Consider the following 12621-nt stretch of genomic DNA (forward strand, 5'->3'; position numbering starts at 1 on the left):
ATCGGGCGGCGATGCAACAGGCTTGTCACCTCAGCCGGCGTTTTCGATGCCATATTGCTTCATCAGATCATAGAGCGTCGGCCGGCTGACGCCGAGCAGCTTGGCGGTCAGGCTCATGTTGCCATCGCTGTAGGACAGGGCGCGGCGGATAGCCTGGCGGTCTGCCGCCTCGCGGGCGTTTTTCAGGCTCAGCGCCGCCTCGTCGATCTTGTTGACGAGATCGAGATCGGCCGCGGTCAGGCGGCTGCCTTCGGCCATGATCACCGCGCGCTTCATGCGGTTTTCGAGCTCGCGCACGTTGCCGGGCCAGCTCCAATCGGCCATGGCGGCAATGGCATCGGGGGTGAAGCCCTTGAACTCCCGGCCATTCTCGCGCGCGAAGCGGTTGAGGAAATATTGCCCCAGCAAGGCGGCATCGCCCGGCCGGTCCTTCAGGGCCGGGATGCGCACGACGATTTCGGCCAGCCGATAATAAAGATCTTCGCGGAAGCGGCCGCTGCTCTTCATCTCGTCGAGATTCTGGTGGGTGGCACACACGATCCGCACATCGACCGGAATGGTCTTGCGGCCGCCGACCCGTTCGATCACCCGTTCCTGGATGAAGCGCAGCAATTTCACCTGCAGCGGCAACGGGATATCGCCCACTTCGTCAAGGAACAGGGTGCCACCCTGGGCCAGCTCGATCTTGCCTTCCTGCATCTTCACCGCGCCGGTGAATGCGCCGCGCTCGTGGCCGAACAGTTCGGATTCCAGCAGATTTTCGGGAATGGCGGCGCAGTTGATCGCCACGAACGGGCCATCGGCGCGGGCTGAGGCATTGTGCAGGCCGCGCGCCAGCACCTCCTTGCCGGTGCCCGACGCGCCGAGCAGCATCACCGAGACATTGGCGGAGGCCACACGCTCCACCATCCGTGCCACCTTGATCATTTCGGGCGACTGGGTGACGAGCCCGCCCAGCACCTTGTCGACGCCCGTATCCGTCTCGGCCAGCCGGCGGTTTTCCGCCTCCAGCGTCGCGACATGATAGGCGCGGCGCACGATCAGGCCGAGTTCGTCTATATCGACCGGCTTGTGATAGAAATCAAAGGCACCCAGCGCGATGGCGCGGCGCGCGCTTTCGCGGGCACCATGGCCGGATGCGACAATCACCTTGGTGGCCGGGCGGGTGGCCAATATGGCTTCCAGTGTGGCAAAGCCTTCCGAAACGCCGTCGGGATCGGGCGGCAGGCCCAGATCCAGCGTCACCACCGCCGGCTGATGCACGCGCAGCGCCTCCAGCGCCGCCTCGCGGTCACCGGCGATGATCACCTCCTGATCCTCGTAACTCCATTTCAGCTGGCGCTGCAGGCCGGGATCATCTTCCACGACGAGCAGCTTGGGCTTGTCACTCACGCCTCTCCCCTTTCCAGCTGAACCATGTCAGGCGCTTGCCCGGCAACGGGCAGGCTGATGGTGAAGGTGGTCCCTTCCCCTTCCCGGCTGGCCACGTCAAGCCGGCCGCCGTGGGCGCGGGCGATTTCGCGCGCTTCATAGGCGCCGATGCCAAAGCCGCCCGGCTTGGTGGACTGGAAGGGCTGGAACAAATCCTGCCGGACGAAGCGGGCCGACATGCCGTGGCCGCGGTCGGCGATCGAAACGATGACATCATTGCCCGACCGGCAGGCATCGATGCGGATGGGCGACCCGGCCGGGGAGGCATCGATGGCATTCTGCAGCAGATGGCCAAACATCTGTTCCAGCCGTTCGGCATTGCCGGTGAGCATCAGATCATCCTGATCATCGGGCAGGTGCAGGCTGAGCGCCGGCCAGGCGGCGGAACGGCTGCGGGCCAGTTGGCGCAACAGGCCGGCCAGCGCCAGCGGCGCGTCGCCGCCAGCCCCGCCCTTGGCCCGTTGGGACAGCCAGGCCAGCAGCGCGTTCATCTTGCCCACCGACACCTTCAGCGTTTCCACCATATCGGCGCGGAATTCCGGATTGTCGGCATGGCGTTCGGCGTTGCGGGCCAGCAGCGACAACTGGCTGACCAGATTCTTGATATCGTGCAGGATGAAGGCAAAGCGGCGGTTGAACTCCTCGAACCGGCGGGCTTCCTCCAATGCGGCCTGGCCGCTGCTTTCGGCGATATAGCTGCCGACCTGGCGGCCGAGGGTTTTCAGCAGCTCCTCATCTTCCCAGTTCAGCACGCGCGGCGCCAGGCTGCGGCCGATCAGCAGCACGCCGGCCAGCGTGTCGCGGTTCACCGCCGGCACCGCCAGCCAGAGCCGGCGATCATCCAGCAGCCAGCGCGGCACATCCGGCGCGCCGGGCACATCGCCGCTGCGCACACGGTCAAGATCCAGCGCACGGTCTTCGGCCTGCAGCCATTTCACCAGCGGACTGTCAATGGCGATGGGATCGGGCTCCACTTCGGCCAGGTTCCAGTTGGCCATGGGTTGCAGCCGGTCATCATCAGGCACCAGCAGCCAGCCGCCGCGCGCATCCAGCACACGGGCCAGCGCCTGCACCGCGCGGGTGGGCAGCGTATCGGCATCCCCGGGCGCCGAAATCGTGGCGATGAAGCGCAGCCATTCGGTGCGATAATCATATTGATAGCGGTAGAAATTGCGGGCGATCGCCACCTTCAGCCGGGCGCGGAAGCGCTGGGAGGCGAGCACCACCACCCCCAGCAGGATGGTGCCGAACAGGAAGGTGACCTGCAGCAGCGTGCCCCAATCGCCGCCCACCAGCCGCAGCAGATAGGCCAGGAGCGACATGGCGATGAGATAGAAGCCGACGCCGGAAAAGGCGACCGTCTGGAACGCCACCGCGCGGGACACGCGCGCGCCCTTCACCAGGCTGTCGCGCGTGGCAAACACCAGCAGGATGACGAGCAGCGCATCAACCGCGCCGCGGATATTGTAGAGATCGGTGGAGCCCGGCGGCAGCAGGAAGGCCAGGGTGTAGAAATTCAGATCATAGAGGAACAGGCCAGCCAGGCCGATGGCCAGCAGGCGGAAGCCCGAACGGTCGGCCGGGAGCGAATTGATATAGAAATTGTGCGCCAGCACCACGCCGGTGACCGAAACGGCGATGCGCGTGACCAGGAACAAGCTGCCAACGACACCGGCGGTGCCTTCGAAAACCCCTTCGGTGGCGCCGGAAAAATCGATCACCAGCTGCATCGTCATGACAAAGCCGAGCACGCCGCCCACCCAGAAGGAGGACCGCGCGCTGCCGCTGCCGCCCAGCCATTCCGGGCGCAGCGCATAGAGCAGCAGGCCGATCCAGCCAGCGAGCTTGATTGTCTGCAGCCGCGACAGCCAGACCTGGGCATCGCGGTCCACCAGATAGGCATAGGCAAAGCTGCCGGCCCATAGCGCCGTGAGCAGCGCCGCGCCGGCCAGCAGCAGATTGAACGTTGCGCGCTGGCGTGACACCGCGGCCACGGCCAGCGCCAGATAGGCGACCAGCGCCATCAGATGGCTGAACAGGCCAACCTGGGTCAGTTCGATCATGCCGCCTGCCTGCGCCCCGCTTGCCTAACCGCCATCATGCCCCCTGAACTTAACATCATGCAGTATCGCAGCCATTGTTAACGGCTTGCAAGGCGGAAACACCAAATCGGTTGTTCTCGCAGCTGATAATCAGTTGGCTGATAATAAGCATATATGCTATTTTGCAGGCATGACCGAAACATTGGACGAATCACCGCCGGGCAACCGCTTTGCCGTGGCTGATACGATCGGGGTGCTGGTATCAGACGCAGCCCGGCTGCTGCGGCGGCGCTTTGATGCGCGGGCCAAGGCCATCGGCGTGTCGCGGGCGCAGTGGCAGGTGCTGATCGCGCTGGCTCGCGCCGAAGGCAGCAACCAGGCGGCGCTGGCCGAACGGCTGGAGGTGGAAACCATCACCGTCGGCCGCATGGTCGACCGGCTGGAGGATGCCGCCCTGGTGCAACGCCGGGCCGATCCGGCCGACCGCCGGGCCTGGCGCCTGTTCCTGACGCCGCGGGCACACGATCTGTTGAACGATCTGCAACCGGTGGCGGATGATGTGCGCGCGGAGATGCTGGCTGGTTTGACGGCCGCCGAACAGGCGCAGCTGCACGGCCTGTTGGGCCGCGTGCGTGCCAATCTGTTGCGGGAAGGATAAGGCCATGCACGCACGTGTTGACAGCGCGCCGCCAAAAGGCCGCTGGCGCATCCGCATCGTGATGGCGATCGTGCCGTTGATGCTGGCCAGCGCCGGCCTGTATCTGTGGCTGCAGGGCCAGGGCCAGGTTTCCACCGACAATGCATATGTGCGGATGGACAAGGTGGCGCTGTCGGCCGATGTGTCCGGCCGGGTGGCCGAAGTGCTGGTGCACGAGAACATGCCGGTGAAGGCCGGCCAGGTGCTGATCCGGCTGGCACCGCGGCCGTTCCGCATCGCGCTGGACCAGGCGGAGGCCGAGCTGGCCGGCGCCCGGCTGCAGGTCCAGCAGCTGAAGACCGGCACCGGGGGCAGCGCTGCCGATGTGGCCGGCAAGCGCGAGGCGGTGACGCTGGCCGAAGCCGAACTGGTGCGCCAGCAGGAGCTGATCAAGCGCGGCTTTGCCACCCGGGCGCGGCTGCAACAGGCCGAATATGATGCCGCCAATGCCCGCGCCGAGCTGGCCCGGGCGCTGGCCGACGATACCCGCGCCCGCGAAGCTGCGGGCCGCAGCATTTCGGTGGAGGATCACCCGCTGGTGCTGGCCGCCCGCGCCGCCCGCGACCGCGCCGCGCTGGATCTGGAACGCAGCATGATCCGCGCGCCGGCCGATGGCATCGTCACGCAGACCAGCCGGGTGCTGCGCGGCCAGGCCATCGTGCAGGGCGTTGCCACCATGAGCCTGATGGTGACCGGCAGCGCCTTTGTGGAGGCCAATTTCAAGGAAACCGAGCTGAAAGACATGCGGGTCGGCCAGAGCGCCGAAGTGACGCTGGATGCCTATCCCGACCGGCCGCTGACCGGCCGGGTGGAGAGCATCGGTGCCGGCACCGGGGCGGAGTTTTCGGTGCTGCCGGCGCAGAATGCCACCGGCAACTGGGTGAAGGTGGTGCAGCGCGTGCCGGTGCGCATCCGCCTGCAGCCGCGCCGCGATGTGCCGCTGATCGCCGGGCTTTCGGCGGAGGTGAAGGTGATCACCAGGTGACGGCGACGACGGCCCCGGCAACCGCCCCGGCGCAGGCATCGCCGCTGGTGATCACCGCGGTGGTGATGCTGGGCAGCTTCATGACCATCCTGGATTCCACCATCGCCAATGTCGCGCTGCCGCACATGCAGCCCAGCCTGAATGCCGCGGCCGACAGCGTGACCTGGGTGCTGACCAGCTATATCGTCGCCACCGCTGTCGCCACGCCGCTCACCGGATGGCTGGCGGCGCGTATCGGCCGGCGCACGCTGTTCCTGTGGTCGGTCGCCGGCTTCACGCTGTTTTCGGTGCTGTGCGGCCTGGCCGGCAGCCTCACCGAAATGGTGATCTGGCGCATGCTGCAGGGCGCGGCCGGGGCCTTTCTGGCGCCGCTGGGCCAAGCCTATGTGCTGGATGCGTGGCCGCCGGCCAAGCATGGCCCGGCCATGGCCTGGTGGGGCGTGGGGGTGATGGTGGGGCCCATATTGGGCCCGGTTGTGGGCGGCTGGCTGACCGACAGTTTCGATTGGCGCTGGGTGTTCCTGATCAACCTGCCTGTGGGTCTTGTCTGCTTCAGCCTGGCCGCCGGCATCCTGCCGCAGCCCAACCTGCCGCAACGCCGGTTCGACATGACGGGCTTTGCCATGCTGGCGCTGGGCATGGCGGCGCTGCAGTTGGCGCTGGACCGGGGCCAGCAGCTGGACTGGCTGGAAAGCTGGGAGGTGCGCATCGAGCTGGGCCTGGCCGCCGCCGGCCTGTGGGCCTTTGCCGTGCACGCGCTGGCGACGCCCGGCGCCATTGTTGACCGCCAGTTCCTGACCGACCGCAACGCCATGACCGGCATGTTGTTCATCACCATGGTCGGCTTTCTGCTGGTGGCGACCACGGCGCTGCTGCCCACCATGGTGCAGACCATGTTTGGCTATCCGGTGGTGGCGGCAGGTGAACTGATGATGCCGCGCGGCATCGGCATGATGCTGGCGATGATGTCGGCCGGGCAATTGCTGGGGCGCGGGGTGGATCCGCGCGTCATGCTGGGCGTGGGGTTCACCCTCACCGGCGCGGCCCTGTGGGGGATGAGCCTGTTTTCGCCGCAACAGGGCGCCTGGCCGTTCATCTATACCGGCTTTGCCCAGGGCATGGGGCTGGGCCTGATCTTCGTGCCGCTGAACACCGTGGCCTTTGCCAGCCTGCCGATGGCGCTGCGCACCGATGCCTCGGCCATCTTCATGCTGCTGCGGAACATCGGCGGCTCGATCGGGATCAGCGTGGCGGTGGCGCTGCTGGAACGCCAGACCCAGGTGAGCCACGCCGATCTGGGCAGCGGCATCACGCCGTTCAGCCAGCCCTGGGCCGATCCCGCCGCGCTGGCCGCCGCCGGCCTGGGCGGGGTGGTGGCCGTACTGGACGGCACGGTGAGCAAACAGGCGGTGATGATCGCCTATATCGACGTGTTCCGCGCCATGTCGGTGATGGCGCTGGCCATGCTGCTGCTGCTGCCCATCCTGAAGCGGCCCAAGCCGGCGCCGCCGGTGCATCTGCCGGAGTGATCCTGCCCCTCTGGGGGATGTGCCGCCCGCCAGGCGGCGGAGGGGGCCGCGCGTGTGGAACAGCTGCGCCACCCGCCCCTCCACCGCCTTCGGCGGTCCCCCTCCCCGCCCTTCGGGCAGGGAGGATCTTTTCAGGGCGCGTGCAGGCCGATCAGGCGCATCACCACGGCTTCCACCAGCATCACCGCCAGCCACCACAGGCAGGCCATGCCGATGCGGTTCCAGCGCTGGCCGGCCATGCTGAGCGATGTCGCCAGCGCCGGCACCACGAAGCCGGCCCAAATGACCACGGCAGAGCCCAGGGTCATGATCCAGATCGGCGCCTTGGGCGGGGCCAGGATCAGCGCGCCGGCCAGGATGGCGCAGAGCCAGCCGGCCGAGATCAACGCAATGATCCAGCCGCCCAGCCCCTTGGGCCGATCGACAAACTGGGCCAGCAACAGGCCCAGCAAAGTGGCGATGCCGATGGGGATGGCGTTGATGACGATGTAGATCATCTTGCCAGCTTGCCGGCTTTTCGCCGCCATGCAAGGGGCAGCCCACGCTACCGGAGGAGGAAATGATGAGCGAATTGCCGGAACTGCTGCTGGGCCGCCTGAACCATGTCGGCATTGCCTGCCCGTCGATCGACGATGCGGTGGCGATGTATGGCCGGCTGTTCGGCGCGACTGTTTCCACCCCGGCCTTTGATCTGCCGGCCCAGGGCGTGCGGGTGGCGTTCATCGATGTCGCCAACAGCCAGCTGGAACTGATCGAGCCGCTGGGCGCCGATTCCCCCATCCACGGCTTTCTGAAGAAGAACCCCAATGGCGGGCAGCATCATGTCTGCTTCGAGGTGAAGGACATCATCGCGGCGCGCGATGCGATGCGCAGCCGTGGCGCCACCGTGCTGGGCACCGGCGAGCCGCGGATGGGCGCGCATGGGGTGCCGGTGATCTTCGTGCACCCGCGTGATACCGGCGGCGTGCTGGTGGAATTGATGCAGGAGCCCGAGGGGCATCATTAAAAAACGGATCCTCCCCAAGCAAGCTTGGGGAGGACCTTGTTGCCTCAGTCCTTCCGCCGGCCGCTCAGCAGCCAACCGACCACAAAGCCCAGCGCGATGCCGGCGCCCAGCGCGGCCAGCGGCTGTTCCTGCACGGTGGTGCGCACCTTGGCGGTGCCTTCCTCGGCGACCTTCTGGGCGCGTTCCTTGACTTCGCGGGCCTTTTCCGGCGCAGCTTCGGCCAGTTCGCGGGCCTTGGCGGCGGCCTTGTCATAGGCGGCGGTGGCGGCATCCTTGGCCTTGCCGATCGCCTTGTCAGCCTGGTCCTTCAGGTCGGCCTTGATCTTGTCCAGCTTGCCGGCGGCGGCATCAGCGGCTTCGGTGGTGGTGATGGCGGTTTCGTCCGACATGGCTTGTCCTTTCAAACGGGGTTCGACCCTTTCAAGGTAATGCCGCAATGCGGCAATTTGAAGGGCGTATCACACCCCTCAATCAGTCGTCGGTCGAAACCTTGCCACGGCCTGCCTTGACGGTGGAGCGCACCGCCTTGGCATCCAGCCGCCGCCGCCTTGATCCCAGCGTCGGCCGGGTCGGCCGGCGGGTGATCGGGCGGATGCAGGCTTTCTCCACCATCTCGGCCAGGCGGGCGCGGGCATCGGCGCGGTTCTGCGGCTGATCGCGAAAGCGGTTGGCAGTGATGACGATCACGCCATCGGCCGTTGCCTTCTTGCCCGCCAGTTTCAGCAGCCGCTCGCGCACATCATCGGGCAGGCTGGGCGAACTGGCGGCATCAAAGCGCAGCTGCACCGCCGATGAGACCTTGTTGACATTCTGGCCGCCCGGCCCGCTGGCGCGGACGAAGCTTTCTTCCAGTTCGTCTTCCGGGATGAAAAGCGCCATGATTGGCCGTCAATACCGATTCGGGGGGAGAGTTGCCATGATCATCGTGCATCATCTGAACAACAGCCGGTCGCAGCGCATCCTTTGGCTGCTGGAGGAATTGGGCACGCCCTATGAGATCAGGCATTACAGCCGCGATGCCACCACCAACCTCGCCCCGCCGGAACTGAAGGCCATCCATCCGCTCGGCAAATCGCCGGTGCTCGAAGCCGATGGCAAGATCATCTTTGAATCGGCCGCCATCACCGATTGGATCATCCGCAAGCACGGGGGCGGCCGCTTCATGCCGGCGCCGGGCACCGACGCGCACGAGGATTATCTGATGTGGCTGCATTTTGCCGAAGGCTCGGCGATGACGCCATTCCTGCTGGCGCTCTACACCGCCCGGCTGGGCGACGCCGCAGCCCCGCTGCAGCCGCGCATCCAGGAACAGATTGGTGCCCATGTCGCCTATTTCAGCCAATGCCTGGGCGACAACGACTGGCTGGTGAACAACGAGCTGTCGGGCGCCGACGTGATGATGAGCTTCATCGCCGAAATCGCCACTGTGCAGGGGCTGGGCGCGCATTTCCCCAACCTCGCGGCCTATGCCCGGCGCATCCAGTCCCGCCCGGCATGGATTGCAGCGGCCGACAAGACCGAGCCTTACAGCTTCCGCCTGCCCCCGGCCTGATCAGCGCTGGCGGGTGGCGAGCAGGTTGGTCGCCAGCCCGCCGATGATCAGCGCGGCGGCCAGCAGCTTCCACGGGGGCAGATCCTCCCCCAGCCAGATCGCGGTGGAGGCCATGCCGAACACCGGCACCAGCAGCGAGGTGGGCGCAACGCTGGTCGCCGGATAGCGGGCGAGCAGCCAGCCCCAGGCGCCATAGCCGAACAGCGTGTTGCCCAGCGCCTGCCAGGCCACCGCCGCCCAGACCGAAGGCGTCGTGGCGGCCAGCGCGGTTTCCATCGCCGGCCAGCCTTCGAACCACAGCGCAAGGCCGGCCAGTGGCGGCACGGCGAACAGCGAAGACCAGGTGATGAAGCCCAGCATGTCCACCTTGCCGGCGGCGCGCTGGGCCATGTTGCCCAGGCTCCAGCCAAAGGCGGCGCCGAGCACGAGGGCGATGCCGGGCAAGGTAACCTCCCCGCCGGTGTGGCCGGCAATCACCGCCACACCCGCCAGCGCCAGGGCAAGCGCGCCATATTGCAGCGGCTTCAACCGCTCCCCACTGGTGATCATCGCCATGGCGATGGTGAACACCACCTGGGATTGCACCAGCAGGCTGGCGATGCCGGCGGCGATATAGCCATCAATGGCGATGAACAGCAGGCCGAACTGGCCGACACCGATGGCAACGCCATAGCCCGCCAGGATGCGCCAAGGCACATCCGGCCGGCGCACGAAGAAGATCAGCGGAAACACCACGGCGGCAAAACGCAACGTGGCGAACAACAGCGGCGGCAGCGCATGCAGCGTCGCGCCGATGATGGCGAAATTGCTGCCCCACACGGTGACCACCGCCAGCGCCAGCAACAGCGCGCGGGGGGAGAGGCTGGCGCCGTTCATCGCGCTTTGGCCAGCCCGTGGTACGCGACAGCCGCGATCAGCAGCGCCACACAGATATTGGCTGCCATCGGCACCGCCGTGCCATCGTGCAGCGCCGCGGCCAGCGCCGACGCCAGCGCGCCAACGGCAAAATTCACCCCGCCCATCAGGCCCGAAATCGCCCCGGCACGCAGCGGATCGACATTCAGCGCCCCGGCCGAGGCGTTGGCCGCGATCAGCCCGTTGGACGACAGGGCGATGAACAGCGCCGGGAACAGCACGAACAGCGGCGCGCCCAGCACGGCACAGGCCAGCAGCATCGCGCCCGCCACCGCCGCGCCGATGCTGGCCGCGCCCAGCACCTGATCGGGCGTCGCCTTCCTGAGCAGCAGCCGGTTGATCTGGCTGGCCCCCACCACACCCACGGCAAAGATCGCGAAGATCAGGCCGAACTGGCTTTCGCTGTAACCCCAGATGTTGATGACCAGATCGGGCGATCCGGCGATATAGGAAAACAGCGTCGCGCCGTTGGCCGCACCCACCAGCAGATAGCCGATCAGCCGGCGGTGGCGCAGCAGCACGGCATAAGCGTTGATCACCGATGTGGTGGCCGCGGTCGCCGCGGTTTCGGCGGAACGGCTTTCCTCCAGCCGCCACCACACGGCGACCGCCACCGCCACCCCCACCAGGATGAAGACCTGGAACACCGCATGCCAGCCCGCCGCCGCCGCGATCCAGCCGCCCACCGTGGGCGCCAGCAGCGGCGCCAGCGCCAGCACCAGCATCAACAAGCTGAAAATCCGCGCCGAATCGCGATGGTCATACCGGTCGCGCACGATGGCGCGGCAGGTGACCATGCCGGCACAGCAGCCCAGCGCCTGGAAAAAGCGGCCGGCCACCAGCGCTTCGATATTGGGCGCCAGCGCGCAGCCGATGCTGGCCAGCACATAGACGCCGCAGCCAATCAAAATGGTCGGCCGCCGCCCGATCCGGTCTGACAGGGGACCGAAAAACAGCTGGCCCAGCGCCATGCCCACCAGGAAGGTGGACATGGTGAGCTGCACCGCTGCCGCCGTCACGCCATAATCGCGGGCGATCGCCGGCAGCGTGGGCAGATAGAGATCGATGGTGACGGCGCCAAAGCCGGTCAGGCTGCCAAGCAGCAGAATCTCGCCCAACGATGGGCTGCGGGAGGTGGTGGGGGCGTGCACGCACCGGGGTTTAGGGGGCGCAGACGGAGAAGGAAAGCGCGCGTTTCGCGCATTCAGCCCCGATCAGGACGCCCATCCGGGCCGGCGGCGAACAGGCGTGGAACAAATCCGCCTTATTCACCCGGCCGCAGCGCTGTGGCACGAATCGCGTCATGAGCCGCAAACGCACTGCCCTCGATCATCTCGCCGCGTCGAAACCGCCGCATATCGTCCACATCATCCCGCCCGGCGCGCCCGGCTATCGGGAGGCCGATGGCGGCGCAATGGTGATCAGCTCGCCCGCCGAGGTGGACCAATATCTGCACCGCATTCTGGCTGGCGAGGTCGCCACGCTCGACCAGTTGCGCGCCGCCATCGCGCGGGCGCATGGCGTGGCGGTGGCCTGCCCGGTGTCCACCGCCATCTTTGCCAACATGGCCGCTCGCGCCGCCGAGGAACGCCGGGCCATGGGCGAAGACCCGGCCAGCCTCACCCCTTGGTGGCGGCTGTTGAAAAAAGGCGGCTTCCTCAACGACAAGGCCCCGGGCGGCGGCGCGCTGCAGGCGGAACTGCTGGCGGCCGAGGGCGTGCGCGTCTCGCCGCTGCGCCGGAAGCTGGCCGTGTTTGATTTTGCCGAACGCAGCCCCCGCGCCCTGGCCCCACCTTGACCATGGCCCGAACCCGGCCCACAGGCTGGGCCGGACGGGAGGCGCATCATCTTGGATCTGCTGGGCTTCGCGCTTGCGGTGCTGCTCATCGAATTGACGCCGGGGCCCAACATGGCCTGGCTGGCCGGTCTGGCGGCCACCGAAGGCCGACGTGCCGGGCTGGCAGCCGTGGCGGGCGTGGCGCTGGGCCTGCTGGCCAACGGCGTGTTGGCGGCGCTGGGGCTGGTGGCGCTGTTGCAGGCCGCGCCGCAGCTGCTGTGGGCACTGCGGCTGGCCGGCGCCGGCATGATGGTCTGGCTGGCGATCTCCGCCTGGCGGGGTGCCGATGCGCCGGTGGGCCAAGGCACCCCGGCAGCGGGCACGCGCCAGTCATTCCTGGCCGGCGTGCTGATCAACCTGTTGAATCCAAAGGCCTATATGTTCTTCGTGGTGGTGGCGCCGCAGTTCATGGGCGGCAGCATGCTTGATCTGCCCGCCGCGCTGCTGCTGGCCGGCATCAGCACCGGCATCGCCACTGCGATCCATCTTGCCATCGTCGCAACCGGGTCCCAGGCCCAGGCACTGCTGCAGGATGCTCGGCGGATGCGACTTGTCCGCCGGCTGTTCGCGCTGGTGATGCTGGGGGTGGCGGTCAGCTTTCTGGCCGCCGATCTGGGCTGAGCCGCC

General features: G+C 67.3%; 14 protein-coding genes. 7 read left to right on the forward strand and 7 right to left on the reverse strand.

The genetic code is table 11. The features are described 5' to 3' along the window. Nucleotides 1-30: 30 nt before the first annotated feature. Complete coding sequence (gene prsR, locus AC6BOR_RS04890; protein WP_498060075.1) at nucleotides 31-1392, reverse strand: PEP-CTERM-box response regulator transcription factor; 1362 nt, start codon at nucleotides 1390-1392, stop codon at nucleotides 31-33. After that, nucleotides 1389-3494: an XrtA/PEP-CTERM system histidine kinase PrsK gene (gene prsK, locus AC6BOR_RS04895; protein WP_498060077.1), complete on the reverse strand. Its 2106-nt coding sequence runs from the start codon at nucleotides 3492-3494 to the stop codon at nucleotides 1389-1391. The genes prsR and prsK overlap by 4 nt, the downstream gene beginning before the upstream one ends. A 169-nt stretch (nucleotides 3495-3663) precedes the next feature. Here prsK and AC6BOR_RS04900 point away from each other — a divergent pair, with 169 nt between their 5' ends. The 3 genes from AC6BOR_RS04900 to AC6BOR_RS04910 are packed head-to-tail and all read left to right on the forward strand — an operon-like array spanning nucleotide 3664 to nucleotide 6684. Continuing rightward, a complete protein-coding gene (locus AC6BOR_RS04900; RefSeq protein WP_498060078.1) occupies nucleotides 3664-4131 on the forward strand; it encodes a MarR family winged helix-turn-helix transcriptional regulator in 468 nt (155 codons plus the stop codon). 4 nt (nucleotides 4132-4135) lie between these two features. Next, nucleotides 4136-5155, forward strand: a complete 1020-nt coding sequence (locus tag AC6BOR_RS04905) for an HlyD family secretion protein (RefSeq protein ID WP_498060079.1) — start codon at nucleotides 4136-4138, stop codon at nucleotides 5153-5155. Beyond that, nucleotides 5152-6684, forward strand: a complete 1533-nt coding sequence (locus tag AC6BOR_RS04910; RefSeq protein ID WP_498060080.1) for a DHA2 family efflux MFS transporter permease subunit — start codon at nucleotides 5152-5154, stop codon at nucleotides 6682-6684. The genes AC6BOR_RS04905 and AC6BOR_RS04910 overlap by 4 nt, the downstream gene beginning before the upstream one ends. A gap of 131 nt (nucleotides 6685-6815) precedes the next feature. Here AC6BOR_RS04910 and AC6BOR_RS04915 read toward each other — a convergent pair whose 3' ends face one another. Beyond that, nucleotides 6816-7181, reverse strand: a complete 366-nt coding sequence (locus AC6BOR_RS04915; RefSeq protein WP_086117132.1) for a hypothetical protein — start codon at nucleotides 7179-7181, stop codon at nucleotides 6816-6818. Nucleotides 7182-7243: 62 nt separating this feature from the next. Here AC6BOR_RS04915 and mce point away from each other — a divergent pair, with 62 nt between their 5' ends. Then, entirely contained in the window at nucleotides 7244-7690 is a 447-nt protein-coding gene (mce, locus tag AC6BOR_RS04920) for a methylmalonyl-CoA epimerase (RefSeq protein WP_498060081.1), read from the forward strand. A 44-nt stretch (nucleotides 7691-7734) separates the two neighbouring features. On the opposite strand, the gene AC6BOR_RS04925 is transcribed toward mce, so the two are convergent. Next, on the reverse strand, nucleotides 7735-8079 hold the full coding sequence (locus tag AC6BOR_RS04925; protein WP_498060082.1) for a hypothetical protein: 345 nt from the start codon (nucleotides 8077-8079) through the stop codon (nucleotides 7735-7737). Between the two features lie 82 nt (nucleotides 8080-8161). After that, the gene (gene arfB, locus AC6BOR_RS04930) at nucleotides 8162-8569 is read right to left on the reverse strand and encodes an alternative ribosome rescue aminoacyl-tRNA hydrolase ArfB (protein ID WP_498060083.1); all 408 of its coding nucleotides are present in this window, start codon (nucleotides 8567-8569) and stop codon (nucleotides 8162-8164) included. Between the two features lie 37 nt (nucleotides 8570-8606). On the opposite strand from arfB, the gene AC6BOR_RS04935 reads away from it, so the two are divergent. Continuing rightward, complete coding sequence (locus AC6BOR_RS04935) at nucleotides 8607-9242, forward strand: glutathione S-transferase family protein (RefSeq protein ID WP_498060084.1); 636 nt, start codon at nucleotides 8607-8609, stop codon at nucleotides 9240-9242. On the opposite strand, the gene AC6BOR_RS04940 is transcribed toward AC6BOR_RS04935, so the two are convergent. Next, nucleotides 9243-10118: an EamA family transporter gene (locus AC6BOR_RS04940; RefSeq protein ID WP_498060085.1), complete on the reverse strand. Its 876-nt coding sequence runs from the start codon at nucleotides 10116-10118 to the stop codon at nucleotides 9243-9245. It lies immediately after the preceding gene. Beyond that, complete coding sequence (locus AC6BOR_RS04945; protein WP_498060086.1) at nucleotides 10115-11308, reverse strand: multidrug effflux MFS transporter; 1194 nt, start codon at nucleotides 11306-11308, stop codon at nucleotides 10115-10117. Before AC6BOR_RS04945 ends, AC6BOR_RS04940 begins: the two co-directional genes overlap by 4 nt. A gap of 152 nt (nucleotides 11309-11460) precedes the next feature. On the opposite strand from AC6BOR_RS04945, the gene AC6BOR_RS04950 reads away from it, so the two are divergent. Both AC6BOR_RS04950 and AC6BOR_RS04955 read left to right on the forward strand, forming a co-directional pair. Then, nucleotides 11461-11955, forward strand: coding sequence for an MGMT family protein (locus AC6BOR_RS04950; RefSeq protein ID WP_498060087.1), 495 nt, complete (start codon nucleotides 11461-11463; stop codon nucleotides 11953-11955). A gap of 51 nt (nucleotides 11956-12006) precedes the next feature. Then, nucleotides 12007-12615, forward strand: a complete 609-nt coding sequence (locus tag AC6BOR_RS04955; protein WP_498060088.1) for a LysE family translocator — start codon at nucleotides 12007-12009, stop codon at nucleotides 12613-12615. Nucleotides 12616-12621: the final 6 nt, after the last annotated feature.

The organism is Sandarakinorhabdus sp. FBCC-B8862, assembly GCF_059745315.1.

What these genes read in the sequence shown, in the direction of transcription:
- prsK (WP_498060077.1), bottom strand. Translation starts at nt 3,494, where the DNA reads ATGATCGAACTGACCCAGGTTGGCCTGTTCAGCCATCTGATGGCGCTG.
- AC6BOR_RS04900 (WP_498060078.1), top strand. Translation starts at nt 3,664, where the DNA reads ATGACCGAAACATTGGACGAATCACCGCCGGGCAACCGCTTTGCCGTG.
- AC6BOR_RS04905 (WP_498060079.1), top strand. Translation starts at nt 4,136, where the DNA reads ATGCACGCACGTGTTGACAGCGCGCCGCCAAAAGGCCGCTGGCGCATC.
- AC6BOR_RS04915 (WP_086117132.1), bottom strand. Translation starts at nt 7,181, where the DNA reads ATGATCTACATCGTCATCAACGCCATCCCCATCGGCATCGCCACTTTG.
- mce (WP_498060081.1), top strand. Translation starts at nt 7,244, where the DNA reads ATGATGAGCGAATTGCCGGAACTGCTGCTGGGCCGCCTGAACCATGTC.
- AC6BOR_RS04925 (WP_498060082.1), bottom strand. Translation starts at nt 8,079, where the DNA reads ATGTCGGACGAAACCGCCATCACCACCACCGAAGCCGCTGATGCCGCC.
- arfB (WP_498060083.1), bottom strand. Translation starts at nt 8,569, where the DNA reads ATGGCGCTTTTCATCCCGGAAGACGAACTGGAAGAAAGCTTCGTCCGC.
- AC6BOR_RS04935 (WP_498060084.1), top strand. Translation starts at nt 8,607, where the DNA reads ATGATCATCGTGCATCATCTGAACAACAGCCGGTCGCAGCGCATCCTT.
- AC6BOR_RS04940 (WP_498060085.1), bottom strand. Translation starts at nt 10,118, where the DNA reads ATGAACGGCGCCAGCCTCTCCCCCCGCGCGCTGTTGCTGGCGCTGGCG.
- AC6BOR_RS04950 (WP_498060087.1), top strand. Translation starts at nt 11,461, where the DNA reads ATGAGCCGCAAACGCACTGCCCTCGATCATCTCGCCGCGTCGAAACCG.